Origin of the sequence: Pseudomonas sp. I2 (assembly GCF_040984075.1) — a bacterium.
In the GTDB taxonomy this organism is placed as follows: Bacteria; Pseudomonadota; Gammaproteobacteria; order Pseudomonadales; family Pseudomonadaceae; genus Aquipseudomonas; species Aquipseudomonas guariconensis_B.
Genome location: NZ_JBCGFQ010000030.1, coordinates 24,713 through 50,932 on the forward strand (window position 1 = coordinate 24,713; position 26,220 = coordinate 50,932).

A 26,220-nucleotide genomic window follows, 5' to 3' on the forward strand; every position below is an offset into this window, starting at 1 on the left:
TTCTCATTCGTCTTATTAGATGCAGCCTCCAGGTTGAGCCGTGACTCGACCCTCATTTTTCAGAAGACCGACCGATGGCCCGACAAACGAAAAAATCCAAGTCCAAGCTGTGGTTCCTCGTCCACAGCTGGCTCGCCCTGCCGATCTGGTTCTTCGTCCTGATCGTCTGTTTCACCGGCATGCTGGCCGTGGTCAGCCAGGAGATCGTCTGGCTGGCGAACCCCGACGTGCGTGCGACCAAGCCCAACGACGATGCCGAGCGCCTGAGCTTCCAACAGGTGCTCGACGCCATGCACAAGGCCGAGCCGGACATGGTGGTGCGCTCCCTGAGCCAGCCGGATGGTTCGCACTTCGCACTGACCGCCAGCGCCACCCTCGCCGACGGCACGTCACGGACGCTCTACGTCAACCCCTATACCGGCGCGATCCAGGGCAAGATGCCGGACTTCAACTTCGAAGCCTTCACCCGCGCCCTGCACGGCTGGTGGCTGGTGCCGTTCACCAACGGCTACAGTTGGGGCTGGTACCTGGTCTCGCTGCTAGGCCTGCCGATGCTGGCCTCGCTGGTCACCGGCCTGGTGGTCTACAAGAAGTTCTGGAAAGGCTTCTTCAAGCTGCCGCGGCGTAGCCATGGGCCGCGGATCTTCTGGGGCGACCTGCACCGCCTGGCCGGTGTCTGGTCGATCTGGTTCATCGCGGTGATCTCCATCACCGGCACCTGGTTCCTGATCCAGGCGATCCTCGCCGACAACCACATCACGATCTCCACCGAACCCGTGGTGCCAGTGATCGCCCGCGAGGACGTACCTCGCACCGAGGACGGCAGCCCTGCCCCTCGCATCGACCTGAACGAGGCCCAGCGCATCGCCACCACGGCGATCCCCGGCCTGGACATCACCTTCATCTCCTTGCCAGGCACCGCCTACAGCCACATCAGCATGGGTGGGCGCGGCTGGTACCCGCTGATGTTCCAGACCGCCGAGGTCAACCCCTATACCCGTAACGTCGACAGCCAGTTCCTGCTCTCGGACCGCTCGACCCTGGAGTTCGTCACCGAGTCCATGCGCCCGCTGCACACCGGCGACTTCGGCGGCTTGCCGATCAAGCTCATCTGGGCGTTCTTCGGCCTGATCCTGACCCTGATGGTGTTCAGCGGCCTGCTGATCTGGACCAAGCGCACCGCCCAGGCCACCGCCGCCGCCCTCAAGCGCGGCGAGCGCGAGGCCCGGCCACGCAAGGCACATAGCGAAACCACCGTGGAGATCCAGCCATGAGCCAGGCACAGACCCTGCCCGCCAGCCCCCTGAAGCAGTTCTGGCTGAAGTGGCGCTTCCACCTGAACATCCTGCTGATCCTCATTCCCCTGGGCTTCATGCCCAAGTACTTCGCCGACGCCAAGCTGTTTCGCGGCGAGGCTGGGTTGGGCGTGAACCAGATCAGCGGCATCCAAGTCGGCCCGTACAGCCTGGACCTGGCCGAGCTGCGCGACCAGCCACCGCAGGCCAATGGCCCGGCGGGCTATTTCAAGAGCTTCAACGCCGCACTGTGCAAGACCTGCATCGACGGCGCCAAGGCCGTCTACCTGCGCATCGGCAAGCCCCGCAGCCTGCGCGCCGCCGGCACGTTGTTCTTCGGCGCACCATACCGCATGGGTACCTCGCTGCCGGTCCCGCCGCGCACCCACCCCGACGCCGACATCTGGATCACCATCGAAGGCTGGGACGGCAGCATGCACCAGGCCTCGGTCCCGCTGGCCAAGGCGTCGCCAGCCACCGTGGCCTGGCTCGAGAAACAAGGAGGCAAGAAATGAAACACCTGATGCGCAGGCTCGCCCTGCCCCTGCTGATGCTGGCCGCCACGCCCGCCCTGGCCCACAACCCCATGTGCGAGTGCGAGCCAGTCGACGGCGACCAGATCAAGTGCACCGGCGGCTTCTCCGATGGCAGCGGCGCACCGGGGGTGACCCTCGACGTGATCGGCTACGACGAACAGGTGCTGGTCGGCGGCAAGCTCGGTGATGACTCGACCCTGACCTTCAAGCGCCCCGACGGCGAGTTCTACGTGCTGTTCGATGCTGGGCCCGGCCACGTGGTGGAAGTGGACTACGCCGATATCGGTGAACCATGAGTCGCGCCCAGTTGGTGCGCCCGGCAGGCGCCGGGCATGAAACCCTGTACGTGCTGTTGGCCGCCGTGCTGATCGTGGTGCTCGCCGCCACGGTGGTGGGGTTGCGGGGCGAGCGCCAGGACGAGCAGGCCGTGGCCAGCCACCAGCTCGATGTGCGCCGCGACCTCAATGCCGCGGAACAGGGCATCTATACCGACCTGTGGGTCGCCTTCGACGAAATCCAGGCGCTGCGCGAAGAGCAAAGCCAAGCGCCACAGGTCGAGGCACTGGCCGAGGATGGCCTGCCGCCCTTCGTCGCCGACGCCAGTAGCGCGAGCCGTGGCAACCACCAATGGCAGTGGCTCGACGCCGGCGCCTACCTCGGCCGCAGCCAGGATGCCCAGGTGGCCGGCAGCTTCCTGCTGGTCCTGCCGCCTGACGGCGACAGCCACCCTGATGTCTGGCTACGCCGCGACGGTACCGCCACGCCACCCGCCGACCTGGGCCAGGAGGCCTTGATCGCCGCCGGCTGGCAGCAGGTGGTCAGCCACTACGACGCCGGGGTCACCCGCCAACACCGCCACTGAACCCAAGGACTCCTCCATGTTCCGCTCCGCCCTCGCCCGCCGCGTCCTCCCCCTGCTTCTGGCCTGCGTCCTGCCGGCCCTGGCCCAGGCCGACAACGGCAAGCCCCTGCGCATCGGCATCACCCTGCACCCCTACTACAGCTATGTGAGCAACATCGTCGGCGACAAGGCCGAGGTGGTGCCGCTGATCCCGGCCGGCTTCAATCCCCATGCCTATGAACCGCGCGCCGAGGACATCAAGCGCATCGGCACCCTGGACGTGGTCGTGCTCAACGGCATCGGCCACGACGACTTCGCCGACCGCATGATCGCCGCCAGCGAGAAGCCCCAGATCAAGACCATCGAGGCCAACGCGAACGTGCCGCTGCTGGCCGCCACCGGCATCGCCGCCCGGGGGGCTGGCAAAGTGGTCAACCCGCACACCTTCCTGTCGATCAGCGCCACCATCGCCCAGGTCAACAATATCGCCCGCGAACTGGGCAAGCTCGACCCGGACAACGCCGCCGTCTACCGGCAGAACGCCCGCGCCTACGCCAAACGCCTGCGTGCCCTGCGCGCCGAGGCCCTGGCCAAGGTCACCGAGGCGCCGAACGCCGACTTCCGCGTGGCCACCATCCACGCCGCCTACGACTACCTGGTGCGCGACTTCGGCCTGGAGGTCACCGCAGTGGTCGAGCCGGCCCACGGCATCGAGCCGAGCCCGGCGCAGTTGAAGAAGACCATCGACCAGCTCAAGGCCCTGGACGTGAAGGTGATCTTCTCGGAGATGGACTTCCCGTCCGCCTACGTGGACACCATCCAGCGCGAGTCCGGCGTGCACATCTATCCGCTGACCCACATTTCCTATGGCGACTACACCAAGGACAAGTACGAGGTGGAGATGAAACGCAACCTCGACACCGTGGTCAAGGCCATCCAGGAGAACCGCGCATGACCGCGGCCGCCAACCTCGCCGCGCCCTGCGGGCCGCGCATCGAGTTCGCCGGCATCGACCTGACCCTGGGCCGCACACGCATCCTCGAGCAGGTCGCCTTCAGCGTCGCCGCCGGCAGCGTGCACGCCATCGTCGGCCCCAACGGCGGCGGCAAGAGCTCGCTGATCAAGACCCTGCTCGGGCAGATGCCGCACCAAGGCCAACTGACCCTGCACTGGCCAAGCGAGCAGGAGGTGATCGGCTACGTGCCCCAGGCCCTGGAGTTCGACCGTGGCCTGCCGATGACCGTGGACGATTTCATGGCCTCCATGTGCCAGCGCCGCCCGGCGTTTCTCGGCCTGTCCCGGCGCATCCGCCCGGCCATCGACGCCGCCCTGGAGCGGGTCGGCATGCTCGACAAGCGCAAGCGGCGCATGGGCGCCTTGTCCGGTGGCGAGCGCCAGCGCGTGCTGCTGGCCCAGGGGCTGATCCCCGAGCCGCAACTGCTGGTGCTCGATGAGCCCATGTCAGCCCTCGACGAGGCCGGTATCCAGGTGTTCGAACAGCTGCTGCACAGCTGGCGCCAGGCCGGCACCACGGTGCTGTGGATCGAGCACGACCTCGAGGCGGTACTGCGCCTGGCCGACCGGGTCACGGGCCTGAGCCGCCAGGTGCTGTTCGATGCTCCGCCCGCCCAGGCCCTGACCCCGGAGCGCCTGCTCGGGCTGTTCTCCGTCCACCCTCGCAGCGAGAACCTTGCCTGATGAGCTATGAAGCTTTCCGCCAGCTGGTCCAGGACTGGGCCACGGCTGGCTACCTGCCCGAGGCCCTGGCCTACGGTTTCGTGGTCAACGCACTGCTCGCCGGCCTGATGATCGGCCCGGTACTCGGCGGCCTGGGCACCCTGGTGGTGGTCAAGCGCTTCGCCTTTTTCTCCGAGGCGGTCGGCCACGCCGCGCTCACCGGCGTGGCCATCGGCATCCTGCTCGGCGAGCCGTACACCGGCCCCTATGGCAGCCTGTTCGGCTACTGCCTGCTGTTCGGCATCCTGCTCAACTTCCTGCGCAACCGCACGGGGCTGTCGCCGGATACGCTGATCGGCGTGTTCCTCTCGGTCTCCCTGGCCCTGGGGGCGAGCCTGTTGTTGATGCTGGCCGGCAAGATCAACGTGCATATCCTGGAGAACGTGCTGTTCGGTTCGGTGCTGACCGTCAGCGCCCAGGACCTGGTGGTGCTGGGCATCGTCGCACTCCTGGTGCTGGCCCTGGCCGTGCCGCTGTACAACCGCATCATGCTGGCCAGCTTCAACCCGCAACTGGCTGCGGTGCGCGGGGTGGCGGTGAAGACGCTGGACTACCTGTTCGTGGTGCTGGTGACCCTGGTCACCGTGGCCTCGGTGAAGGTGATCGGCGCGATCCTGGTCGGCGCCCTGCTGGTGATCCCGGCCGCTGCCGCGCGCCTGGTCAGCCAGTCGCTCAAGGGGTTCTTCTTCGCCTCGGTGGTCATCGCCACCCTGAGCACCCTGCTCGGCATCCTCCTGCCGATCGTCTTCGACCTGCCCGTGCCATCGGGCGCCGCGATCATCCTGGTCGCCGGCGCATGCTTCGCCCTCGCCGCCCTGGCCCGCGCCCTCGTTCCACGCCTGCAAGGAAACCCGGCATGACCCTGAGCCTCAAGCACCTGACCCTGGCCCTCGCCCTGGCCGGCCTGCCCTCCCTCGCCCTGGCGGCACAACCGACCGCGCGCACCGGGCAGGTCGCGGCCACGCAAGTGCTGACCACCCTGCCGGTGACCCACAGCCTGGCGGTCGCCCTGCTCGACGGCACCACCGTGCAGCTCAAGCGCGCCGCCCCGGCCAACCTGCCGGCCAGCCGCCAACCGTCGTACTTCAGCGGCCGCGGTGGCGCCAGCCTGCAGAAGGCGGCGCAGCAGGCCGACGCAGTGATCGGCCTGCGCTCGATCTGGCGCGACGACCCGCTCTACCCCATGGCCCGGCGCAGCAACATCCGCATCGTCGAGATCGACGCTGCGCGCCCGGTGGACGGTGCCTTGCCGGGTATCGCGGTCAAGGGTGACGACGCCTTCGCGGCCTACCCCTGGCTCAACCCGACCAACCTGGGGCGCATGGCCGATGTGCTGGCCAACGATCTCGAGCGCCTGTCGCCGGCCGACAAGGCGAAGATCCAGGCCAACCTCGCCGGCCTCAAGCGCCAGTTGCTGGAGCTGGCCGCCAGCAGCCAGACACGCCTGGCCGAGGCCGACAACCTCAGCGTGGTGAGCTTGTCCGAACGCTTGGGCTACCTGGCCAGCGGCCTCAACCTGGACGTGGTGGAGCAGCCGCTGCCGGCCGAAGACAAATGGGACGAGGCGGCGCTCAAGGCCCTGGGCGACAACCTCGTGGCCCAGGACGTGGCCCTGGTGCTGCATCACCGCCAGCCGGACCCAGCGGTGGCCAAGGTGATCGAGGCCGCCGGCGCCAGGCTGCTGGTCGTGGACAGTGACCCGGCGGATGCCGTGGCCGGGCTCAAGGCCAGTGTCGACCAGGTGGTCGGAGCGTTGACCCTCTGATTGCCTGGGGCCTTGTTGCAGGCGGGCTTTCATCGAGGGCCATCTGGGGCTGCTGCGCAGCCCCCATGATCACCGCTGCATGCACCGCCGATAACGCTCGTCCACCCTCCCCGCGAACCACGCCGTGGTCAGCTTGCGGGTGATCTTCGGGCTCTTGAGCTCGATGCCCGGTAGCACCGCCCGAGGCATGGGCTTGCCCGCTGCCGCATCGGCCAGGGCGAACACCCCGCGGTACAGGGCCGTTTCCTCGAACGCCAGGCGCTCGCCCTCCTCCAACTGGCTGCGGATCTGCGGGTTGCGCAGCCCAAGCTTCACCCCCAGCTTGCGCGCCGCCTGCTCGGTATGGCCGGGCATGATCGCACCCGGGGCGACCAGGTCGCCGTCGAGCGCCAGCGTCTGGCCCGTCACCCGGCTCAGCGCCGCCTGGAACGCTGCGTTGCGGCTGGCGTACCACCCGGCATTGAAATCTGCGAAACGGTACAGCTGGCGCTCGTAGTGGCTGGGGTAGCCCAGCAGGTGGGCGATACCGAAGTACAGGCCGCCACGCCGGGTGAAGACCTCCTGGCGAATGGAGCCCTCGTAGGCATAGGGATAGCCCTCGGCATGGCGCTCGGCAAAATCGATACTGACCTGCATCGGCCCACCGGTGCGCACCGGGTTGAGGCCACCGAGCAGGGTACGGCCGAGCGGCAGGCCGGCGATGAAGTCGTCGAACAGGCCGCTCAACTGCCGCTCGCTGCGCACCGAGAGCAGCCGCTGCTGGTAGGTCTGGCCATTGCTCGAGGGCGTCTGCAAGGCAGCCTCCACCAGCATGCCTGGCACATGCAGGCGCGCGGCGCGCCGGTCGATCTCCTCCCGCGCGATGCGCCCCAGGTTGGGGACCTGGGGGTCGGCATTGAACGTCGACTCCTGCTCGGTCACCGCCAGCACCGCGCACAGGTTGCTCTTGCTCGGCGCCAGGCGCTGGGCACTGAACGCTGTCTGGATATCCCGCGCCCAACCGTCGCGATCGCGCACTGACGCGGGCAGCAGGCGCTTGACCTGGGCCTGTACCTTGGCCGGGTCGGCCACCGGCCCGCCACGGGGCGTGGCACACCCCTGCAGCAACGCCAGGATCGCCGCCCCCAGCAGTACCTGGCGCCAGACGGTGGTTTCGCTCAAGGCTGCTCGCCCACCAGGTAGGTCTTGCTGATATGGCGGAACAGCGGGTGGTTGGCACTGCCCATCAGCTCGAACAGCACCATCTCGCGGGTGACCAGTTGCGCCCCGGCATCGCGCATGCGCGCCAGGCCCGCCGCCTTGCTGGCCGGCGTGCGGCTGTCGCAGGCGTCCTCGACCACGAACACCTGCTTGCCCTGGGCCAACAGGCCGAGCACCGTCTGCAGCACGCAGACGTGGGTCTCCATGCCGCAGACGATGACCTGCTCGCGCGCCATCAGGCTGGCGGGCAGGCACTCGGCGGCCACGCAGGAGAAATACAGCTTTTCCACCACCTCGGCCGCCGGCGAGGCTGCCTTGAGCTCTGCCAGGGTCGGGCCCAGACCCTTGGGGTACTGCTCGGAAATCACCGTCGGCAGCGCGAGGTCCGCTGTCGCGGCCAGCAACCAGCGGGCCCGCGCCCGGGTACCCTGCGGGTCGCTCATGGCACCGATGAGTTTTTCCTGGATGTCGACGACCAGCAGCGTGGCGTTGTGAGGATCGATCAGCATTGTCTGCCCTTTTGCCTGGGAATAGGAGTGGCCCGCGATGGGCCACAACGATCCACCAAGGGTGGGGGCGACGTCAATCAGGCGGACAGGCGCAGCGGCTCGAGGGACTCGGCCAGCCTGCCGAGCACGCGGTCTTCGTGCTCATGAATGAAGAAATGTCCACCGGGAAACAGCGCCAGGGAGAAGTCGCCCACGGTTTCCCTGCGCCAGGCCAGCAACTGCTCCTCGCTGGCCCGGTCGTCCTCGCCGCCCAGGACATGCACGGGACACTGCAGCGGCGAGCGCTGACGATAGGCGTAACGGCCACACAGCAGGAAGTCGGCGCGCAGGATCGGTAGGGTCAGGCTCATCAGCTCCTGGTTGGCCAGCACCTCCTCGGGCGTCCCCTGCAACTCGCGCAGCTCGGCGAGCAGTTCGTCGTCGCACTTGGGGTCGCGCCAGTGCTTGCCGTCGTAGTCCTCGCGACGGGTCGGCGCGGCGGTACCGCAAGCGAACAGCGCCAGCGGCGCCGGGCAGCCCAGGGCCTGCAGCTCATGGGCCAGCTCGAACGCCAGCAGTGCGCCGAGGCTATGGCCGAGCAGCGCATAGGGGGCACTGGCAGCGAGGCGCTGTTCGCTGGCCAACTGGCGTGCCAGGGCCTGCATGTCGGTCTGCAGGGGTTCACCCAGGCGTGCACCGCGCCCGGGCAGCTCCACCGGGCGTACCTGCAGCCAGGCCGGTAGCTTGCGGCGCCAGCGGCTGTAGACCATGGCGCTGGCGCCGGAATAAGGCAGGCACAACAGGTTCACTGCGCTCACCGGCCCGCCTCACTGCGCCTGGGCTTCGGCCATCTTCTGGCGCAGGCTCAGGGGACGCATGTCGGTCCACACCTCGTCGATGTACGCCAGGCACTCCTTCTTCAGGCCGCTCTTGCCCACGGCGCGCCAACCGTTGGGAATCGCCTTGTAGTCAGGCCAGATGGAATATTGCTCTTCGTGGTTGACCACTACCTGGAATACGATGTCGTCGCGGTCGAAAACGGAAGTCATTGCCTGTCTCCTTGAATGATGAAGGCCGATGCGCGGCGCGCAGGTCGGCTTCCAAGGAAACGAAAGACACCCATGAAAAATTAGAAAATCCCCTGTCCGCCTTGCAAGCGAGGTGGATGATGGCCTATATCCATTCATCCCCCGACGATGCCCACCCGGAGATCCCCCATGCTCGGCGTGACCGACTACGGCGCTTTCGTGATTGCCTTCATCATCCTCCTGGCCATCCCCGGGCCGGGCAACTTCGCCCTGATCACCGCCACCGGCAAGGGCGGTATCAAGGGTGGCCTGGCCGCCACGTGCGGGGTGATTCTCGGCGACCAAGTGCTGATGTGGCTGGCCGTGGCCGGGGTGGCGACGCTGCTGGCCGCCTACCCTACGGCGTTCCATGTGGTGCAGTGGGCCGGCGCAGCCTACCTGGCCTGGCTCGGGCTGCGCATGGTGCTGAGCAAGCCCGGGGGCGCGCCGCGGGAAAGCCGGATGGCCAGTGGTCGCTACCTGCGCCAGACCATGATGATAACCCTGCTCAACCCCAAGGCGATCATGTTCTACATGGCGTTCTTCCCACTGTTCATCGACCCGGTGCGCCACCAGGGCGCGCTGACGTTCGCCTTCATGGCGGTGACCGTGGCCGCTCTGACCTTCCTCTATGGCCTGGCAGCAGTCCTGCTGACCCATCACTTGGCCGAGCGCATGCGCGCCAACCCGCGTGTGGCCAACCTGCTGGAGCGCCTGGCCGGGGCCTGCCTGGTGGGGTTCGGCATCAAGCTGGTGGCCATGCGCTGAGGCTCAGGCGTCGCGCAGCAGGTCGTGGGCGTCCAGCAGGCGGAAGGCGACCTGGGGATTGCGCTCCAGGCCCCGGCGGATGGCGGCCGGGATCGCCTGGCGGGTCTTGCGGCACAGGCCTGGCTGGTCGTCCAGCTCGATGACGATGCCGCGCATGGTGCGCACTTCGTTGTAACTGGGGGCAATGCGTACACGGATGCCCAACTGCTCGTACATGCGAAGCTGCAGGCGCTCGAGGTCGGCCAGGTCCCTGAGGTTTTCCAGGCGCTCGAGCAGGCGCTTTTCTTCCTGGCGGGTCAGCAGCAGGATGCGCTGGGCCTGGGGCGGCCCCTCGTGCAGACGTTCGCGCCCGCAGTTGCAGGCGCCTGGTGGGCAGGGTTGGCGAAGGGCATGAGGGGTACTCATGGGGCAAGCATAGTGCTTTCCACGCACACGTTCATCCAGCGTAACCCTGCATCTACGCCGGTCCACCAGGACACCCCGTTGCATTTACCGCCCGCCTGTCCCAAGCTCTGCCCTTCCCTTCGACCCGGACCCGCCAATGCCCCTACGCCGCCGCTACCTGATCGCCCTGGTGCTGCTGATCCTGGCATCGGTGCTGGTCGGCTACCTGTGGCGCGACGCCCCACCGAGCCAGCCCAGCCTTCCCCCCCACAGCTACGCCAAGGCCCTGCGCCAGGCCCATGAAGGCCAGCCCGGCGCGGCGCGGGTCCTGTACCAGCAACTGCAGCGCAACGACCTGGCGCCAATCCGCCGCGCGGCGCTGTATGTCGAACTTCCCAACTACCCCTCGCCCCAAGCGTTGAAGCTGGCCCGGCTGGACCTGGAGCACGGCGACCCACTGGTACGCCGCGCCGCCATCGCCAGCATCCGCCGACTGCTGCCCCCGGCACAGCGCAGCCTGGTGCTGGGGCCGTTGCTGGAGGACAGCGAGCAGAGCGTGCGCTTCGCCGCGGTGGACGCCCTGCTGGGCCTGGACCCAGACGCCATCGGCCTGTACTTCGGCCCGCTCCAGCATGCCCTGGAACAGTACCAACAGGCATTGACGGCACAAGCTGACGATGCCGCCGCCCAGGTTCACCTGGCCCGCCTCTACCTGCACGAGCACGACTACGAGCACGCTGCCGCTGCCCTGCGCCGCAGCCTGGAGATCGCACCGGATGACCTCGACGCCCTGGCCATCCAGGTGCGCCTGCTGGAGCGCCAGGGCGAGCACGATGCCTCCCGCCAGGTACTGGCCAAGGCCCTGGCCCTGCAGCCGGACTCCGCCTTCCTGCAGCACGAGCTGGGCCTGTGGCTGACACGCCACGAGCAACAGGAATATGCCTTGCTGGCCCTTTCCCGTGCCGTCGAGCTGGCACCGGACAACGCCGATTATCGCTACGTGCTGGCGGTGACCCTGCATGCACTGGACCAGGTCGAGGCCGCGCAGAAACAGCTGCAGACCCTGCTCGACCGGCAGCCGGCGAACCGTCGTGCACGGGTGCTGCTGATCCAGTACTGGAAGGAAACCGGCCAGTTGCAGAACGTCCAGGTACTGCTGGCCGAGCTGGAGCGGCAGAACCCCGACGACCCGCTGCTGCAGCAAGGGCTGTAAAGGAATCGTACACCTTGGGTTGAACCCTGGTCGTCGTCCCGTGGTCCAGTGGGTATCGGTCCGCCAGCCCATCGTCACAGGAGAGCTACCTTGGCCGGTTCGTTAGCCGTGGACGAACGTGCCCTGATCCTGGCACCCACGCAGATCGCTGCAGATGTTTCCCGTGTCCTGGCAAGCGTGGGCGTGGAGTGTCTGTGCACCACCGACCCGCAGCGCCTGGGCCATTGGCTGGCAGAAGGCGCCGGCCTGCTGGTCGCCGCCGAGCAAGCCCTGCCATGCGGGCCGCAATCGCCCTTGCAGCGTTTCATCGACCAGCAGCCGCCATGGTCGGACCTGCCCATCGTCCTACTGGCCGACACGCACTCGCCCAGCACCGGCCCACCCCATCCACGGCTGGGCAACGTGTGGCTGCTGCCCCTGCCCTTGGACGCCGCGCAATTGTCGAACCTGAGCCAAGCAGCCCTGCGCACCCGGCGTCGCCAATACCTGGCCCGCGACCAGTTGCTCGACCTGCAGCAACGCCTGGAAAACGAGATGCAACGTCACCAGGCCGATGCACAGATGCTGCACCAGACCCGAAAGATGGAGGCCATCGGCCAATTGGCCGGTGGCGTCGCGCATGACTTCAACAACCTGCTGACCAGTATCGGCGGCAGCTTCGAGCTGATCGGCAAGCGCCTGCAACAAGGGCGTACCGAGCAACTCGAAGGCGTGTTGCGCATGGGCCAGGAGGCGGTTTCCCGGGCTGCCCGGCTGACCCATCGGCTCCTGGCGTTTTCCTCGCGCCAATCCCTGGAAAGCCGCATCGTCGACCTGCACGATCTACTGCAGCCGCAGGACCTGCAAGCCCGCCTGGGCGTCTCGGTGGATGTGCGCCTGACCTTGCCAGCCGACCTGTGGTTGGTCGAAGCGGACGACAAACAGTTGCACGAAGCCCTCGACAACCTGCTGCTCAACGCCTGCGAAGCCATGCCAAGCGGTGGCCACCTGAGTATCGAGGCGAGCAACCAACGGGTCGATGCCACACGCTTTCGCGGAGGTGGGCTGCCCAGTGGCGACTATCTGTGCCTGAGCATCATCGACGATGGCCAGGGCATGTCCGAGAGCACCCTGGAACGGGCCTTCGAACCCTTCTTCAGTACCAAGCCGGTCGGCCAGGGCGTCGGCCTTGGCCTGTCGATGGTCTATGGCTTCAGCAAGCAGTCCCATGGCCATGTGTCCCTGCGCAGCCGGATCGGCCAGGGCACGCGGGTCGACCTGTACCTGCCGCGCTACCTTGACCAGGCCCAGCCGCAGGCCTGCAGCACCGCCGGGCCGAGCACAGGCGGTAACCGCGACGTGCTGGTGGTCGAGGACGACGAGGCGGTGCGCCTGTTGCTCTGCCAGGCGCTGCGCGAAGACGGTTTTCCCTGCCACACCGCCTGCAATGCCAACGAGGCGCTACAGGTGTTGCGCTCGCCACAACCGATCGCCCTGATGATCAGCGATGTCGGGCTACCCGGGATGAATGGCCGGCAACTGGCGGAGATCGCTCGCAAGCTGCGGCCCGGCCTGCAGGTACTGTTCATCACCGGCTACGCCGAGACGGCCATGGCCCGCAACGGCTTTCTCGACCCGGGCATGCAACTGATCTGCAAACCCTTCGAGCTCAAGCACCTGCAGGCTCGTGTCGCCCAGATGCTGGGGAAAGGATGATAGGGCGTCGTCAACGCCCGATGTCTTCGTCCCACAGTTGCGGATGGCTGGCGATGAAGTCCCGCATCATCCCCTCGCAGGCGGCATCCTGCAGCACCTCCAGGCGCACGCCGCGGCTTTGCAGCAGTTGCTCCTCGCCCATGAACGTGCGGTTCTCGCCCACCACCACATGGCGGATGCCGTAGAGCAGTATCGCGCCGCTGCACATGGCGCACGGCGACAGGGTGGTGTAAAGCGTTGCCTCCCGATAGACCTCGGCCGGCTGACGCCCTGCCCGTTCCAGGGCATCCATTTCGCCATGGAGAATGGCGCTGGCGCATTGGACCCGGCGGTTATGCCCCCGGCCGATGATCCGCCCCTGGTGCACCAGCACCGAGCCGATCGGGATGCCACCTTCGGCCAGTCCCTGGCGCGCTTCATCGATGGCGGCCTGCATGAAAGTGTCCGACGTCATAGCCCCTGCCCCCTGGTTTTTCAGCGATATGGAAACGATTCCGGGCAAGGCTAGCACAGCGCTATCAGGGCATGGTTTTCCTGGCATTGCCGGCTATGCTCATTAGGCTTTCCCCCGTTCTCCGAGCAACCGGGGGCCTTTTCCAGCCGTTGGGAGTGTGGCCATGAGCAAGAAGATCCTGGTGGTGCTGACCAATACGGCGAAATACCCGACGCTCCACCGGGCCACCGGGCTGTGGCTGGGCGAGGCGGTGCATTTCGTCGACGAGGTGCAGAAAGCCGGCTATGCGGTCGATTACGTCAGCCCGTTGGGCGGCTACGTACCGATCGATCCGCACAGCCTGCAGATGGCCCCGGAGCTGGACTGGCAATGGTACGACGACAAAGCCTTCATGAATCGCCTTGGCAACACCCTCAGCCCCGGCCAGGCCAAGGCCAACGACTATTGCGCGATCTACTACACCGGCGGCCATGGGGTCATCTGGGACTTTCCGGACAACCCTGCCCTGCAGGACCTGACGCGGCGCATCTACGAAAACGGTGGCGTGGTCAGTGCGGTATGCCATGGCGTGGTCGGGCTGCTCAACGTCAAGCTCAGCGACAACAGCCTGCTGGTCAAGGACCGCCAGGTGACCGGTTTTTCCAACACCGAGGAGAAACTGGCGGAGCTGGACAAGGTAGTGCCCTACCTCACCGAGAACGAACTGGTGGCCCGCGGCGGCAAGTACAGCAAGCACGACGATCCCTGGGCGGCGTTCGTGGTCTGCGACGACAGGCTGATCACCGGCCAGAACCCGGCCTCCAGCCAACGGGTGGCGGAACGGGTGCTGGAGCGCCTGAGAAAGCCGGCATGAATCCGACAGCGGTCGGCCCGATAGCCCGCGCGACAAGCGGATAGCGGCTACAGCCCGCCCTTCTTGCCCGACGTAACCTCCTGCCGTCTGTCCACTCACGGACAGCCTGACAGGAGGATCGCAAGCCAATGTCGAGGTTCACCTATGCAGGGCGCAGCCTGCTGGAATTGCTGCTGATCCTGGCGATCGGCCTGGTGCCCATGGTGTCGGGACTGCTGGTGATGGTGTACCAGCTGGAAAGCAAGCTGGAGCAGAATGCCCGTGTCTCGGTCCAGGAAGCCATCTTCGCCGTCGACCGGGTCCTGGACAACCTGCAGGTCGCCGCCATCAACGCCCTGTCGCTGGCCGGCAAGCCATGCGCCGAGGCCCAGGAGCCGCTCAAGCAGCTCGCCGCCAGTGACCCACGCATCCGCGCCCTGATACTCACCCGGGACGGCCAGGCCTACTGTGGCAGCGTACCGCAAGTCCAGGTGAAAACCCCGGCCTTCGCCAGCCCGACCGAACATGTCCGGCTCAATTTCAACTCCCCCACCACACCCAATGGCGTGGTCGTCGAGCTGCGGCTCGCCCACGCCAACCCCGGCGTCATCGCGACCGCCTATGGCATCGAGTTGCGTAACGAACTGCATGGCTTCCAGGACGGGCTGCTGCTCACGCTGGAGTTTGGCGACAAGTACATCTGGAGCATGGGGGACAGCCGCGACGAAAGCCCGCCCTCCCAATCGGAGTTCTTCAAGAGCGCGGTTTCGGTCAAGCACGGCTATACGGCGAAAGGGGGCTACCCCAAGGGCTTCACCGCGCAGGAGATCCGCCAATCGACGCTGCAGGTCCTGCCTTCGCTGGCACTGGTGGGCCTGCTGACGGCGGGCATCACCTACTGGGGGATTTTCAGGGCACGCAACAACGCCCGGCGCACCCCCTCGACCGAAAGATGAGGGGGTACGCCCGTGCGCTTACTCGACGTTCAGCACGCCACGGCGAACCTGGTCGCGCTCGATGGATTCGAACAGGGCCTTGAAGTTGCCTTCGCCGAAGCCGTCGTCACCCTTGCGCTGGATGAACTCGAAGAACACCGGGCCAAGCAGCGTCTCGGAGAAGATCTGCAGCAGCAGGCGCTTGTCGTTGGCCTCCGAGGCACCGTCGAGCAGGATGCCTCGTGCCTGCAACTCGCCGACTGGCTCGCCATGCCCTGGCAGACGCTCCTCGAGCATCTCGTAGTAGGTCTGCGGCGGCGCGGTCATGAAACGCATGCCATATGCCTTGAGCGCGTCCCAGGTCTTGAGCAGGTCGTCGGTGAGGAAGGCCACGTGCTGGATGCCTTCGCCGTTGAACTGCATCAGGAACTCTTCGATCTGACCCGACCCCTTGGACGACTCCTCGTTCAGCGGGATGCGGATCATGCCGTCGGGCGCGGTCATGGCGCGCGAGGTCAGGCCGGTGTACTCGCCCTTGATGTCGAAGTAACGGATCTCGCGGAAGTTGAACAGCTTCTCGTAGAAACCGGCCCAGTAGGACATGCGCCCGCGATAGACGTTGTGGGTCAGGTGATCGATGATCTTCAGGCCCGCGCCGACCGGGTTGCGGTCCACGCCTTCGATGAACTTGAAGTCGATGTCGTAGATCGAGCTACCTTCCTCGAAACGGTCGATCAGGTACAGCGGCGCACCGCCGATACCCTTGATCGCTGGCAGGCGCAGTTCCATCGGCCCGGTCTCGATCTCCACCGGCTGGGCGCCCAGTTCCAGGGCACGGGCATAGGCTTCGTGGGCATTACGCACACGGAACGCCATGCCGCAAACCGAAGGGCCGTGCTCGGCGGCGAAGTACGAGGCGACGCTCTTGGGCTCGTTGTTCAGGATCAGGTTGATGCCGCCCTGGCGATACAGGTGCACATCCTTGGAACGGTGGGTCGCCACCTTGGTGAAGCCCAGCATCTGGAATACCGGTTCCAGCACGCCAGGGGTCGGCGAGGCGAGTTCGATGAATTCGAAGCCCATCAGGCCCATTGGGTTGTCGAAGATATCAGCCATGTTCGTGTCCTCATCTGCTGCGAAAAAAACGGTTAGTTGCCGTGGATGTCGCACAGGGAAGGTGGTGAACAGGGGATGCCCCGCACGCTGCGGGCCAGGAAGTCACCAATGATCAGCTTGAACCCATGATATGTCATATGGACCCATTCTCGGAGGGCTTGATCCCCCGGAAGGCGGGGAACCTTATTCTTGTATTCGTAACGCGATTCTACAGTGCGTAAATTCATTTGTCGCGCTTTAGTTGGCCCTGGTAATGGGCAAACGGCTATCATTAGCAGGTTTTTCTTTCAATAGATTAGGTCAGCATGCCCCTCACGGCTAAACGTCCCGCCCGCTGGAGTTGGCGTACCCTGTTCCCTTGGGGCGTGGGCCTGGTGCCGCTGCTGTGCGGCCTTGCGGTCATGCACTGGCAGACCGAACGGGAGCTGCACTACAGCAGCGAGGCGACGGCCCGACAGGTGGTCGAGCACGTCGAGCACATCCTCGACAGCCTCAGCACAACTACCCAGGAGCTGCTGCCGCTGGCCGGCAGCCCGTGCGCCCAGGCCCAGCTGGAGCTGCGCGGGCACGTCACGCGCAACGCCTTCGTGCGTTCGACCAACCTATTCCGGCACAACACCCTGTATTGCACCTCGTTGTTCGGCGACTTCGATGAGCCGGTCAATGCCCGCGACTACACCGACGGCCGCCTGTGGCTGATGGACGGTAACTCGGTCACCCCTGGCCATCCTTTGCTGGTGTACCGCGCCAGCGACGGCGACCGCGGCGCCATCGCCACGGTCGATGGCGACCACCTGCTCACCGCCCTGCGCCTGATCGGCCCCGACGAGGTCCTGCAACTGCAGGTCGGCGAGCACTGGATGGGCAAGGACGGCGTGGTCCGCAGCGGCGTCCCACCGGTGGCGGTCAGCGCCGCCGTGGTACAGGCCTCGACCCGCTACCCCTTCAGTGTGCACGGCGGCTACGGGCCTGGCATCAAGCACGCCTTCATGCGCGAGCACTACCCGGCCCTGCTCAGCCTGCTGCTGTTGCTCGGCGCCCTGGCCGGCGGTGTCTGCCGCTGGCAGATCCGCCGCGCCTCCTCCCCACGCGCCGAACTGAGCCGGGCCCTGGAGGCGGATGAGTTCCTGCCATACTTCCAGCCCGTGGTGCGCAAGGACGACTACCGCTGGGCCGGCGTCGAAGTGCTGATGCGCTGGAACCATCCGCGCGAAGGCCTGGTGCGCCCGGACCTGTTCATCCCCTACGCCGAGCACAGCGGGCAGATCGTCGCCATGACCCGCGCCCTGATGCTGCACACCGCCCAGGGCCTGGCGCCCTATGCCGCGCTGCTGGAGGACGGCTTTCACATCGGCATCAACATCACCGCCGACCATTGCCGCGACCTGGGCTTGCTGGACGACTGCCGTACCTTCCTCCAGCACTTCCCACCGGGGCGCGTGGTACTGACCCTGGAGCTGACCGAGCGCAAGCTGATCGAGGCCACGCCGGTGACCCTGGAACTGTTCGGCAAACTGCATGAAATGGGCGTGATGATCGCCCTGGACGACTTCGGCACCGGCCAGTCGAGCCTCAACTACCTGCGCCAGTTCAAGGTCGACTACCTGAAGATCGACCAGAGCTTCGTCGCCATGATCGGGGGTGACGCCCTGTCCCAGCACATCCTCGACACCATCGTCGAGTTGTCCGGCAAGCTCGGGCTCGGCATCGTTGCCGAAGGGGTGGAAACCGAGGTCCAGCGCGACTACCTGGCGCGCCACCAGGTGGACTTCCAGCAAGGCTACCTGTTCGGCAGGCCGATGCCGCTGGAGGATTTCCTCCAGGCCCTGACCCAGCATGCCAGCGCGCGGTTGCCGCAGGGCGCGCCCCCTGAGATCATGCCCGGCTGATCCACCCGCTCAACTCCCTTAACCGAGGCATTCGTGTCAAAAGGCATTCTTTCGTCGGTCATGGCGTCCTGTCTGTTCGCCGTGATGTACTTCTATACCTCCCTGCTCGCGCCGCTGGACGGCGAGGAAATCTTCGGCTGGCGCACCCTGCTGACGCTACCCTGCCTCACCCTGTTCATGCTGGTCACCGGCGACTGGAAGCGGGTCGGCGGCTTGCTGGCCCGGGTGCGGCAGACGCCCGTGCTGTTGCTGGGGATGATCGGCACCTCCTGGCTGATGGGCGTGCAGTTGTGGCTGTTTCTCTGGGCACCCTTGCACGGGCGTAGCCTGGAGGTCTCGATGGGCTATTTCCTCCTGCCGCTGGCCATGGTCCTGACCGGCCGGCTGGTGTATGGCGAGCGGCTGTCGCGCCTGCAGAAGGTCGCGGTAGCCTGCGCCACCCTCGGCGTCGGCCACGAGCTGTACCAACACGGCAGCTTCGCCTGGGAAACCCTGGTGGTGATGACCGGCTACCCGATCTACTTCGTCCTGCGCCGCCGCTGCCGCACCGACCACCTGGGCGGCCTGTGGTGCGACATGTGCCTGCTGCTGCCCTGGGCCCTGTACTTCGTGACCCAGAGCCCGCTATCGGCGGCCGACCTGGCCGGGCATCCGGCGCTGTACGGCCTGATTCCGCTGCTCGGGGCGATCAGCGCCTCGGCATTGATCGCCTATGTGCTGGCCAGCCGCCTGTTGCCGTTCAGCCTGTTCGGCCTGCTCAGCTACGTCGAACCGGTGCTGCTGGTGTTCGTCGCCCTGCTGCTGGGCGAAACCATCGGCCCAGACCAGTGGCTGACCTACCTGCCGATCTGGGCCGCCGTGCTGGTGCTGGTGCTCGAAGGCATCAAGCACCTGCTGCGGCAACGTCGGCGCCCGGTGTAAGGCGTACCTGGCGCACCCGACGCTCCTCCACCGCCACCACGGTCATGGTCCAGCCATTCCAGGCCAGGCGGTCACCGACCACCGGCAGACGGTCCAGCAGGCTCATCACCAGCCCCGCCAGGGTCTGGTAGTCGTCGGTGGCGCGGGCGCAGAAACCGGTGCGCGCCTGGACCTGGCTGAGGTTCAGGGCACCACTGACGATGAAGCCGTCGGCCTCCTCGACGATCCCTGGCCCTGCCACCTCGCTGGCGTCCGGCAACTCGCCGGCGATCGACTCGAGGATATCGGTCATGGTCAGCAGGCCGGTGAAGTCACCGAATTCATTGACCACGAAGGCGATGTGCGTCGACTGGCCACGCATCTGCTCCAGGGCGTTGAGGATGCTGAAGCTCTCCAGCAGGTTCAGCGGTTGGTGCGCCATGCGCTCGAGGTCCGGCTGGCTGCCGGACAGCAGCTCCTTGAGCAGCTCCTTCTTGTGCACGAAGCCCAGTGGCTCGTCGATGCGCCCGTCGCGGATCAGCGGCAGGCGCGAATACGGCGAGTTGGCCAGCGCCTGGGCGACGGCCTCGGGCGGCAGCCCCAGGTCGATGGCATCGACTTCGGCGCGCACCGTCATCACCGTGCGGATCGGTCGTTCGGCCAGGTTCAGCACACCGCTGATCATCACCCGTTCGCGGCGATCGAACAGCACCTGCTCCTCACCCCCCTCGACCAGGTCGGCGATTTCCTCGCCCACCTCGTCAGCTTCCACCCGGCGCCCGCCGAGCAGGCGCAACACCGCATGCGCGGTGCGCTCACGCAGCGGCCGGTGCTGCTGCACGCTGCGCTTGCGGCGGGCACGGGCCAACTGGTTGAACAGCTCGATCAGCAACGAGAAGCCGATCGCCGCGTACAGGTAGCCTTTGGGGATATGGAAGCCCAGGCCCTCGGCGGTGAGGCTGAAGCCGATCATCATCAAGAAGCCCAGGCACAGCATGATCACCGTCGGGTGGGCATTGACGAAGCGGGTCAGCGGCTTGCTGGCGACGATCATGATGCCGATGGAGAAGACCACCGCGATCATCATCACCGACAGGTGTTCGACCATGCCCACCGCAGTGATCACCGCGTCCAGCGAGAACACCGCGTCGAGCACCACGATCTGCGCGACGATCGGCCAGAAGGCGGCATGGCGCACCGCGCCGCTGGCCTGGGTGACATGGCCCTCCAGGCGCTCGTGCAGTTCCATGGTGGCCTTGAACAGCAGGAACACACCACCGAACAGCATGATCAGGTCACGGCCGGAGAAGCTCTTGCCGAAGACCTCGAACAACGGTTCGGTCAGGGTGACCATCCACGAGATGCTCGCCAGCAGGCCCAGGCGCATCACCAGCGCCAGGGTCAGGCCGATCACCCGCGCGCGGTCGCGTTGGTGCGGTGGCAGCTTGTCGGCGAGGATGGCGATGAACACCAGGTTATCGATGCCCAGGACCAACTCGAGGACGATGAGCGTGAGCAGGCCCAGCCAGGCCGTGGGGTCGGCTAGCCATTCCATCAGCGGATACTCACATGGGAAGCGTCACGGGGACGGGGGAAGGATGGCCGGGACGGCCAGGAACTGGGAGGCTCCGAGAAGGTGCTCATACATACCTTGTAAGTGATTGCGAAAGACGATCCTACAATCACAGCGGCTTTTTCTGGCAACGTGAAACTATTACAAAAGCTGTCACAGAGCTGCTGGGGGACTTTTCTTCAATACCTCGACACGGCCTGCCCGCCAAGATGGCGGCCTCACCGACAACAAGGAATGCCCCATGAGCCTGTCCCTGTCCATGGCCGCCTTCGCCCTGGCGGCGTCCATTTCCCCTGGTCCGGTCAACCTCGTGGCCCTCGGCAGCGGCGCCCGTCATGGCCTGCGGGCCAGCCTGCAACATGCCCTCGGCGCCACCCTGGGCTTCTGCCTGCTGCTGGTGCTGGTCGGCCTGGGCCTGTACGATCGGCGAACACCTGCAGCAACCGACCATAGAGCGCCGCCGACGTGCTCCAGGTCACCTCGGGCAGCACGAAGCCCTGCGCCTGCAACCAGGGCAGGTCGACGAACAGCATCAGGTAGGACCAGGGCATCCCGTCGATCGGGTTGCAGGTGTGCACCACACCTGGGTTCATCAGCACGGAGGTACCGGCAGCGACCTCTCGCCGGGTACCTCCCGTCAGGTAGGTGCTACGCCCACCGGTGATCACGCCGATGGAGAAGCTCTCGTGGGAATGGGCCGCATAGCAGACCTTGCGCCCATCCCCCACGCGGCGCGCCTCGACGAAGGGCAATGCCGGGTCCCGCCAGAACCGCGATACCTCGATCATCGCCTCTCCCCCTCCTCCACCGCCGCCCCCGGGAAACGCTCCGGGCCGCGGCTACAGTTGCCAGTCCAGGCTGACCATCAAGGTACGCGGTTCACCATGATAGACGCCGTTGTAGAACCCCAGGTTGTTGTAGTAATGCTCATCGAACAGGTTCTTCACGTTCAGCGAGGCCGACAGGTGCTCGTCGAAGCGGTAGCGGGCCATCAGGCCGACCACCGAGAAGGCCTTCTGGCTGATGGTATCGGCAACCGTGATGATCCTGCCATCCTCGCCACGCCCCACCGGGCGTTTCCCCGCCTTGTAGTTGCCGCTCTGCCAGTCCAGGGAGCCGCCGACCGTCAGCGCCGGGGTGAGGTGGTAGGTCGTGGCGAAGCGCACCAGGTTCAAGGGCTGTTCGGTACTCTTGCGCGAATGATCGCCCGCCGCGGCATGGGTGTAGCTGTAGCCCAGGCTCATCTGCCAGTCGGGCATGACTTCGCCGGCGATCTCGGCTTCGAAGCCCTCCACGACCACGCCCTTGCCCCCTGACTTGTAGAACACCTCGCCATTGTCTCCCGGCGGGACCGAATCGTCCTGTTCGGGGACATTGTCCTGCTTGGAGCGGTACACCGCCGTGCTCAGGTTGAGTCGTTCCTCGAGCAGGCTGCCCTTCAGGCCGACCTCGTAGACCTTGCCGACGATGGGCTCCAGGTACTTCCTGTTGACGTCGCGTACCGTCTGCGGATTGAAGATGTCGGTATAGCTGGCATAGACCGTGTACGCCTCGGTGAGGTCGTAGAGTACCCCGGCATAGGGCGTCCACTGGTCGTTCTGTGTCTGCTCGCTGGCTGGGTTTTCCGTGGCATTGAGCGCCGCGTCGTATTCCCACGAGCGGCTTTTCGTCCGCCAACTGCCATAGCGGCTGCCCAGCACGAAGTGCAGGCGCTCGGTGGGGTTGAGCCGGGTGGCGATGTAGCCGGCCTTCTGCCGGGTGTAGTCGCGCGACTCGTCGAGCCCGGTATCGGTGTCGTAGAACTTGGGAATCGAGCCCATGTACTTCCAGTCCGGAATCTGCGTATAGCCATCCGGTAGCGGCTGGCCGACCAGGTAGGGAGAGGTGTTGCGCCGCTCCGACTCGCCGTAGCCGATCATGAAGTCATGGCTGCGCCCGAACAGCTGGTAAGGCCCGGCCAGGTTGAAATCGATGGCATCCATCTTCTCCTCACCGGCAAAATGCGCGGTCCAGGCCGTCATGCCACTGCGATCGGCCTCGGGGAAACCGTTGCCGCCGTAGTACAGCTTGCCGTCGCTGTCGCTCTGGCGATGGGTGTAGGCGGCCTTGAGCTGCCAGTCATCACCCAAGCGCTGGTCCAGGGTGACGAACACCGTCTTGTCCTTGAGTGGCCAGGACGACCAAGGCGCGGCGAAGTTCGTCGAACGCGGCAGGTCGGCCTTGCCACCGTCGGCGTTCCAGTACGGCACCGTGCCCCAGGACGAGCCCTGCACATGTTTGTTCTGGTAGTCGTAGCCCACTGCCAGCACGGTGCTGTCGGTCAGGTCCGCCTCGAGGATGCCGTAGACCACTTCGCGCTGGCTGGCGTACTTGTCCATGAACGACTTGCTGTCACGGTAGGCCAGCACCGTGCGCCCGCGCAGGCGCCCGTCCCAGCCCAGCGGGCCGCCGACATCCAGGTAGCTGTAGTAGTTGTCGTAGCTGCCGGCACTGACACCGGTCTTGATCGCCAGCTCGTGGGTCGGGCGCTTGCGTACCATGGCGATGGTCCCGGACGGGTCCCCCGCTCCAGTGGTCAGGCCGGTGGCGCCGCGCACCACCTCGATGCGGTCGTAGATGATGGTGTCCGAGTCCGACTTGAGCCCCGAGAAGGTGTTGAGCATCCCGTCGACCTGGAAGTTGTTGATCGCGTAGCCGCGCGAGTAGTACGTCGGCCGCTCCGAGTCGTTGCGTTGCACGGTCACGCCGGTGACGTGGGCCATGGCTTCGGACAGGGTATCGAGCTGGAAGTCGTCGAGTTGCTGGCGGGTCAGCACCGAGACCGATTGCGGAGTGTCCTTGATCGACAGGTTCAAGCGCGTGGCAGCGCTCATGCTGCCGGTGGTGTAGGACCCCGTGTGCTCCGTGGTGCTGCCCAGCCCTTGGGCGAGAATCTCGGTGGAACCGAGCTCCAATACGCCATTGTCGGGATTCGACGAGGTGTCGTCGGCCAGGGCAAGGGGGGTGATGACGGTGCTGCACAGACCCAGGGTCAGGGTCATGGAACGGCTGATGGGCGCGAACATCGCGGCCTTTCTCCTTGTTCGTTCGATGAAAGTCCTTGGCTGCCGTGAGGTGGCAGTCATGTGAAAACGAATCTCGTATGAGATTCGTTATCGAAATGTCATCGAAACGAAAAGAAAGACAGCTCCGGTCGAGGAGTCCTGGGGCTGCTTTGCAGCCCCAGGATGACAGAACCGGCATGGGTGCCGCCTCACGAAGCGGCCCCTGCGAGCGCTGCGCGCGACAACCCGCTCGCCCTACGGCATCACCGGCGCCGTGTACTGCAACGTCGTCCCCAGCGCCCACAGCAGCACCAGCACCAGCGGCACATGCACCAGCAGTTGCACGAACGAGAAACCGATCAGGTCCCGCGCCTTGAGCCCCAGCACGCCCAGCAGCGGCAGCATGTAGAACGGGTTGATCAGGTTCGGCAGGGCTTCGGCGGCATTGTAGATCTGCACCGCCCAGCCCAGGTGGTACTGCAGGTCATTGGCCACCAGCATCACGTAGGGCGCCTCGATGATCCACTTGCCACCGCCCGAGGGGATGAAGAAGCCGAGCACCGCCGAGTACACGCCCATGAGCACGGCATAGGTGTCATGCGAGGCGATCTGCACGAAGAAGGTGGAAATGTGATGGGCCAGGGTCTGTTCGTCCACGCCCTTGACCTGGGTGAGGATGGCCGCGATCGAGCCATACAGCGGGAACTGGATCAGCACGCCGGTGGTGGTCGGCACGGCACGGGCCACCGCGTCGAGGAAGCTGCGCGGGCGCCAGTGGAGCAAGGCACCGAGCATGATGAACAGGAAGTTGTAGGTGTTCAGCCCGGAGATCGCGGTGATCGCAGGCTTGGTGGCGAACTCGTGGTACAGCCAGCCGGCGGCCAGCACTACCAGCAGCAGGGTCAGCACCGGGCTGTATTCCAGCCACTCGCCAGGGCGGGTGCGTTGCGCCGGTGGGGGCGCGCTGAAGCTTGGGTCGACGCCGCAGGCCTCGGCGGTACGTGCGCTGTTCGGGCCGGGCGCGGTGGCATAGGCGACGATCAGCGAGATGATCACCAGCGCTGCCAGCATGACGCCGGACTGCCAGAGGAAAATGGTCTCGGTGAACGGGATCACCCCAGTGATGGCCAGGATCGAGGGCGGCAGGCTGGCCGGGTTGGCTTGCAGCTGCGCGGCGGACGACGACAGGCCCAGCGCCCATACCGCACCCAGGCCCAGGTAGGCGGCGGCACCCGCGGCGCGGTAGTCCATCTTCAGGTCCTGGCGGCGCGCCAGGGCGCGCACCAGCAGGCCGCCGAACACCAGCGACAAGCCCCAGTTGAGCAGCGATGCCAGCATCGAGATCAGCGCCACCCAGCACACCGCCGAGCGGCCGTTGCGTGGCAGGCGCGCCAGGCGGTCGATCAGCCGCGCCGCGGGCGGTGAACTGGCCACCACGTAACCGCCGATGACCACGAAGGCCATCTGCATGGTGAACGGGATCAGGCTCCAGAAACCATCGCCGAACGCCTTGGCGGTGTCGGTGGGCTGGGCGCCCATGGCCAGGGCGCCGAGGCACACCAGCACCACGGCCAGGGCGGCGAACACCCAGGAGTCGGGGAACCAGCGTTCGGCCCAGTTGGAGCAGCGCAGGGCAAAGCGAGCAGAGCGGCTGTCTTGGATTTCAGCGGCCACGGTTGTTTTCCTTCTTATTGGTCTTTCCTGAAACGACGAAAACCCCATCGGGGGGCGAACCCGTTCCCACAATGGATGCGTGGTCCATTGTGGGAACGGGCTCACCCTCCGATGGGGGGCTTGCCAACAACGTCCGTCAGAACGTCATTTCTTGCACATCGTCCGGCACGATCAGCTTGCCGGCGGTCTTTTCGATGATTTCCTCGATGCTCACTCCCGGTGCGGTCTCGCGCAGGATGAAGGCGCCATCCTCGATCTCGAGGTAGGCCAGGTCGGTGAGCACCTTGCGAATGCAGCCGGCGCCGGTCAGCGGCAGGCTGCAGCGCGGCAACAGCTTGGACTCGCCGTCCTTGGAGGCGTGGGTCATGGTGACGATGATGTTCTCGGCACCGGCCACCAGGTCCATGGCGCCGCCCATGCCCTTGACCAGCTTGCCGGGAATCATCCAGGACGCGATGTTGCCCTCCACGTCCACCTCGAAGGCACCGAGCACGGTGAGGTCGACGTGGCCGCCACGGATCATGGCGAAGGACTGGGCCGAGTCGAAGATCGAGGCACCGCGGCGGGCGGTGACGGTCTGCTTGCCGGCGTTGATCATGTCGGCATCGATGGTGCCCTCGGTGGGGAACTCGCCCATGCCCAGCAGGCCGTTCTCCGACTGCAGCATCACATCCATGTCGGCGGGCACGTAGTTGGCCACCAGGGTCGGGATGCCGATGCCGAGGTTGACGTAGTAACCATCCTTCAGTTCACGGGCGACGCGTTGCGCCATCTGTTCGCGGGTCAGTGCCATGGTCAGGATCTCTTTGTTGTT

Annotated in this window: 26 protein-coding genes and 2 pseudogenes; 16 read left to right on the plus strand and 12 right to left on the minus strand. The window is 66.0% G+C overall.

Features of this window, described 5'->3' with window-relative positions:
• Positions 1-74 precede the first annotated feature (74 nt).
• From WCE05_RS16425 to WCE05_RS16460, 8 genes are read left to right on the plus strand one after another with little or no spacing between them, the layout of a single operon-like run.
• On the plus strand, positions 75-1,274 hold the full coding sequence (locus WCE05_RS16425) for a PepSY domain-containing protein (RefSeq protein WP_225790339.1): 1,200 nt from the start codon (positions 75-77) through the stop codon (positions 1,272-1,274).
• Positions 1,271-1,810 (plus strand): thiamine pyrophosphate-binding protein, encoded by a 540-nt coding sequence (locus WCE05_RS16430; RefSeq protein WP_253081085.1) that lies wholly within the window; start codon positions 1,271-1,273, stop codon positions 1,808-1,810. The genes WCE05_RS16425 and WCE05_RS16430 overlap by 4 nt, the downstream gene beginning before the upstream one ends.
• A complete protein-coding gene (locus WCE05_RS16435; RefSeq protein WP_225790337.1) occupies positions 1,807-2,127 on the plus strand; it encodes a hypothetical protein in 321 nt (106 codons plus the stop codon). Before WCE05_RS16430 ends, WCE05_RS16435 begins: the two co-directional genes overlap by 4 nt.
• Positions 2,124-2,693: a DUF6162 family protein gene (locus tag WCE05_RS16440; protein ID WP_225790336.1), complete on the plus strand. Its 570-nt coding sequence runs from the start codon at positions 2,124-2,126 to the stop codon at positions 2,691-2,693. Before WCE05_RS16435 ends, WCE05_RS16440 begins: the two co-directional genes overlap by 4 nt.
• Before the next feature lie 16 nt (positions 2,694-2,709).
• Positions 2,710-3,627, plus strand: coding sequence for a metal ABC transporter substrate-binding protein (locus WCE05_RS16445; protein ID WP_225790335.1), 918 nt, complete (start codon positions 2,710-2,712; stop codon positions 3,625-3,627).
• Positions 3,624-4,370, plus strand: coding sequence for a metal ABC transporter ATP-binding protein (locus tag WCE05_RS16450; protein WP_253081084.1), 747 nt, complete (start codon positions 3,624-3,626; stop codon positions 4,368-4,370). Before WCE05_RS16445 ends, WCE05_RS16450 begins: the two co-directional genes overlap by 4 nt.
• Positions 4,370-5,269: a metal ABC transporter permease gene (locus WCE05_RS16455; RefSeq protein ID WP_225790333.1), complete on the plus strand. Its 900-nt coding sequence runs from the start codon at positions 4,370-4,372 to the stop codon at positions 5,267-5,269. Before WCE05_RS16450 ends, WCE05_RS16455 begins: the two co-directional genes overlap by 1 nt.
• Before the next feature lie 2 nt (positions 5,270-5,271).
• Entirely contained in the window at positions 5,272-6,174 is a 903-nt protein-coding gene (locus WCE05_RS16460; protein WP_225790362.1) for a metal ABC transporter solute-binding protein, Zn/Mn family, read from the plus strand.
• Positions 6,175-6,243: 69 nt separating this feature from the next.
• Here WCE05_RS16460 and WCE05_RS16465 read toward each other — a convergent pair whose 3' ends face one another.
• From WCE05_RS16465 to WCE05_RS16480, 4 genes are all read right to left on the minus strand, one after another.
• A complete protein-coding gene (locus tag WCE05_RS16465) occupies positions 6,244-7,335 on the minus strand; it encodes a DUF1615 domain-containing protein (protein ID WP_368816172.1) in 1,092 nt (363 codons plus the stop codon).
• Positions 7,332-7,883, minus strand: coding sequence for a hydrolase (locus WCE05_RS16470; RefSeq protein WP_225790332.1), 552 nt, complete (start codon positions 7,881-7,883; stop codon positions 7,332-7,334). Before WCE05_RS16470 ends, WCE05_RS16465 begins: the two co-directional genes overlap by 4 nt.
• Before the next feature lie 77 nt (positions 7,884-7,960).
• Entirely contained in the window at positions 7,961-8,680 is a 720-nt protein-coding gene (locus tag WCE05_RS16475) for a thioesterase II family protein (RefSeq protein WP_225790331.1), read from the minus strand.
• 9 nt (positions 8,681-8,689) lie between these two features.
• Positions 8,690-8,911 (minus strand): MbtH family protein, encoded by a 222-nt coding sequence (locus WCE05_RS16480; protein ID WP_225790330.1) that lies wholly within the window; start codon positions 8,909-8,911, stop codon positions 8,690-8,692.
• A gap of 168 nt (positions 8,912-9,079) precedes the next feature.
• On the opposite strand from WCE05_RS16480, the gene WCE05_RS16485 reads away from it, so the two are divergent.
• The gene (locus WCE05_RS16485) at positions 9,080-9,697 is read left to right on the plus strand and encodes a LysE family transporter (RefSeq protein ID WP_225790329.1); all 618 of its coding nucleotides are present in this window, start codon (positions 9,080-9,082) and stop codon (positions 9,695-9,697) included.
• Between the two features lie 3 nt (positions 9,698-9,700).
• On the opposite strand, the gene WCE05_RS16490 is transcribed toward WCE05_RS16485, so the two are convergent.
• The gene (locus WCE05_RS16490; protein ID WP_225790328.1) at positions 9,701-10,102 is read right to left on the minus strand and encodes a hypothetical protein; all 402 of its coding nucleotides are present in this window, start codon (positions 10,100-10,102) and stop codon (positions 9,701-9,703) included.
• Positions 10,103-10,238: 136 nt separating this feature from the next.
• On the opposite strand from WCE05_RS16490, the gene WCE05_RS16495 reads away from it, so the two are divergent.
• The gene (locus WCE05_RS16495) at positions 10,239-11,294 is read left to right on the plus strand and encodes a hypothetical protein (protein WP_368816173.1); all 1,056 of its coding nucleotides are present in this window, start codon (positions 10,239-10,241) and stop codon (positions 11,292-11,294) included.
• A gap of 90 nt (positions 11,295-11,384) precedes the next feature.
• Positions 11,385-12,989, plus strand: coding sequence for an ATP-binding protein (locus tag WCE05_RS16500; RefSeq protein WP_368816174.1), 1,605 nt, complete (start codon positions 11,385-11,387; stop codon positions 12,987-12,989).
• A gap of 10 nt (positions 12,990-12,999) precedes the next feature.
• Here WCE05_RS16500 and WCE05_RS16505 read toward each other — a convergent pair whose 3' ends face one another.
• Entirely contained in the window at positions 13,000-13,443 is a 444-nt protein-coding gene (locus WCE05_RS16505) for a nucleoside deaminase (RefSeq protein WP_225790325.1), read from the minus strand.
• A gap of 163 nt (positions 13,444-13,606) precedes the next feature.
• Here WCE05_RS16505 and WCE05_RS16510 point away from each other — a divergent pair, with 163 nt between their 5' ends.
• Both WCE05_RS16510 and WCE05_RS16515 read left to right on the plus strand, forming a co-directional pair.
• Positions 13,607-14,296 carry a type 1 glutamine amidotransferase domain-containing protein gene (locus WCE05_RS16510; RefSeq protein WP_225790324.1) on the plus strand — a complete coding sequence of 230 codons (690 nt, stop codon included), beginning with the start codon at positions 13,607-13,609 and terminating at the stop codon, positions 14,294-14,296.
• Between the two features lie 128 nt (positions 14,297-14,424).
• Positions 14,425-15,231, plus strand: a complete 807-nt coding sequence (locus WCE05_RS16515; protein WP_225790323.1) for a CSS-motif domain-containing protein — start codon at positions 14,425-14,427, stop codon at positions 15,229-15,231.
• Between the two features lie 18 nt (positions 15,232-15,249).
• Here WCE05_RS16515 and hppD read toward each other — a convergent pair whose 3' ends face one another.
• Positions 15,250-16,326, minus strand: a complete 1,077-nt coding sequence (gene hppD / locus WCE05_RS16520) for a 4-hydroxyphenylpyruvate dioxygenase (RefSeq protein WP_225790322.1) — start codon at positions 16,324-16,326, stop codon at positions 15,250-15,252.
• 305 nt (positions 16,327-16,631) lie between these two features.
• On the opposite strand from hppD, the gene WCE05_RS16525 reads away from it, so the two are divergent.
• Positions 16,632-18,215 carry an EAL domain-containing protein gene (locus tag WCE05_RS16525; RefSeq protein ID WP_368816175.1) on the plus strand — a complete coding sequence of 528 codons (1,584 nt, stop codon included), beginning with the start codon at positions 16,632-16,634 and terminating at the stop codon, positions 18,213-18,215.
• A 33-nt stretch (positions 18,216-18,248) separates the two neighbouring features.
• Positions 18,249-19,136, plus strand: a complete 888-nt coding sequence (gene rarD, locus WCE05_RS16530; RefSeq protein ID WP_225790320.1) for an EamA family transporter RarD — start codon at positions 18,249-18,251, stop codon at positions 19,134-19,136.
• Here the strand turns inward: rarD and WCE05_RS16535 are convergent.
• Positions 19,099-20,670, minus strand: coding sequence for a TerC family protein (locus WCE05_RS16535; protein ID WP_225790319.1), 1,572 nt, complete (start codon positions 20,668-20,670; stop codon positions 19,099-19,101). The genes rarD and WCE05_RS16535 overlap by 38 nt on opposite strands.
• Before the next feature lie 259 nt (positions 20,671-20,929).
• On the opposite strand from WCE05_RS16535, the pseudogene WCE05_RS16540 reads away from it, so the two are divergent.
• A pseudogene (locus WCE05_RS16540) lies at positions 20,930-21,109 on the plus strand (LysE family translocator); the annotation flags it as partial.
• Between the two features lies 1 nt (position 21,110).
• Here WCE05_RS16540 and WCE05_RS16545 read toward each other — a convergent pair.
• The 4 genes and pseudogenes from WCE05_RS16545 to WCE05_RS16560 all read right to left on the minus strand — a co-directional run.
• Positions 21,111-21,476, minus strand: a pseudogene (locus WCE05_RS16545) (AraC family ligand binding domain-containing protein); the annotation flags it as partial.
• Between the two features lie 51 nt (positions 21,477-21,527).
• Entirely contained in the window at positions 21,528-23,753 is a 2,226-nt protein-coding gene (locus WCE05_RS16550; RefSeq protein ID WP_368816176.1) for a TonB-dependent siderophore receptor, read from the minus strand.
• Positions 23,754-23,987: 234 nt separating this feature from the next.
• Entirely contained in the window at positions 23,988-25,454 is a 1,467-nt protein-coding gene (locus tag WCE05_RS16555; RefSeq protein WP_225790317.1) for a short-chain fatty acid transporter, read from the minus strand.
• Between the two features lie 88 nt (positions 25,455-25,542).
• The gene (locus WCE05_RS16560; protein WP_253081077.1) at positions 25,543-26,199 is read right to left on the minus strand and encodes a CoA transferase subunit B; all 657 of its coding nucleotides are present in this window, start codon (positions 26,197-26,199) and stop codon (positions 25,543-25,545) included.
• Between the last annotated feature and the right edge of the window lie 21 nt (positions 26,200-26,220).

Coding starts and splice junctions, on each gene's coding strand:
- WCE05_RS16425 (WP_225790339.1), top strand. CDS start 75: ATGGCCCGACAAACGAAAAAATCCAAGTCCAAGCTGTGGTTCCTCGTC.
- WCE05_RS16430 (WP_253081085.1), top strand. CDS start 1,271: ATGAGCCAGGCACAGACCCTGCCCGCCAGCCCCCTGAAGCAGTTCTGG.
- WCE05_RS16435 (WP_225790337.1), top strand. CDS start 1,807: ATGAAACACCTGATGCGCAGGCTCGCCCTGCCCCTGCTGATGCTGGCC.
- WCE05_RS16440 (WP_225790336.1), top strand. CDS start 2,124: ATGAGTCGCGCCCAGTTGGTGCGCCCGGCAGGCGCCGGGCATGAAACC.
- WCE05_RS16445 (WP_225790335.1), top strand. CDS start 2,710: ATGTTCCGCTCCGCCCTCGCCCGCCGCGTCCTCCCCCTGCTTCTGGCC.
- WCE05_RS16450 (WP_253081084.1), top strand. CDS start 3,624: ATGACCGCGGCCGCCAACCTCGCCGCGCCCTGCGGGCCGCGCATCGAG.
- WCE05_RS16455 (WP_225790333.1), top strand. CDS start 4,370: ATGAGCTATGAAGCTTTCCGCCAGCTGGTCCAGGACTGGGCCACGGCT.
- WCE05_RS16470 (WP_225790332.1), bottom strand. CDS start 7,883: ATGCTGATCGATCCTCACAACGCCACGCTGCTGGTCGTCGACATCCAG.
- WCE05_RS16480 (WP_225790330.1), bottom strand. CDS start 8,911: ATGACTTCCGTTTTCGACCGCGACGACATCGTATTCCAGGTAGTGGTC.
- WCE05_RS16485 (WP_225790329.1), top strand. CDS start 9,080: ATGCTCGGCGTGACCGACTACGGCGCTTTCGTGATTGCCTTCATCATC.
- WCE05_RS16490 (WP_225790328.1), bottom strand. CDS start 10,102: ATGAGTACCCCTCATGCCCTTCGCCAACCCTGCCCACCAGGCGCCTGC.
- WCE05_RS16495 (WP_368816173.1), top strand. CDS start 10,239: ATGCCCCTACGCCGCCGCTACCTGATCGCCCTGGTGCTGCTGATCCTG.
- WCE05_RS16505 (WP_225790325.1), bottom strand. CDS start 13,443: ATGACGTCGGACACTTTCATGCAGGCCGCCATCGATGAAGCGCGCCAG.
- WCE05_RS16510 (WP_225790324.1), top strand. CDS start 13,607: ATGAGCAAGAAGATCCTGGTGGTGCTGACCAATACGGCGAAATACCCG.
- WCE05_RS16515 (WP_225790323.1), top strand. CDS start 14,425: ATGTCGAGGTTCACCTATGCAGGGCGCAGCCTGCTGGAATTGCTGCTG.
- hppD (WP_225790322.1), bottom strand. CDS start 16,326: ATGGCTGATATCTTCGACAACCCAATGGGCCTGATGGGCTTCGAATTC.
- WCE05_RS16525 (WP_368816175.1), top strand. CDS start 16,632: ATGCCCCTCACGGCTAAACGTCCCGCCCGCTGGAGTTGGCGTACCCTG.
- WCE05_RS16535 (WP_225790319.1), bottom strand. CDS start 20,670: ATGGAATGGCTAGCCGACCCCACGGCCTGGCTGGGCCTGCTCACGCTC.
- WCE05_RS16550 (WP_368816176.1), bottom strand. CDS start 23,753: ATGTTCGCGCCCATCAGCCGTTCCATGACCCTGACCCTGGGTCTGTGC.
- WCE05_RS16555 (WP_225790317.1), bottom strand. CDS start 25,454: ATGGGGTTTTCGTCGTTTCAGGAAAGACCAATAAGAAGGAAAACAACC.
- WCE05_RS16560 (WP_253081077.1), bottom strand. CDS start 26,199: ATGGCACTGACCCGCGAACAGATGGCGCAACGCGTCGCCCGTGAACTG.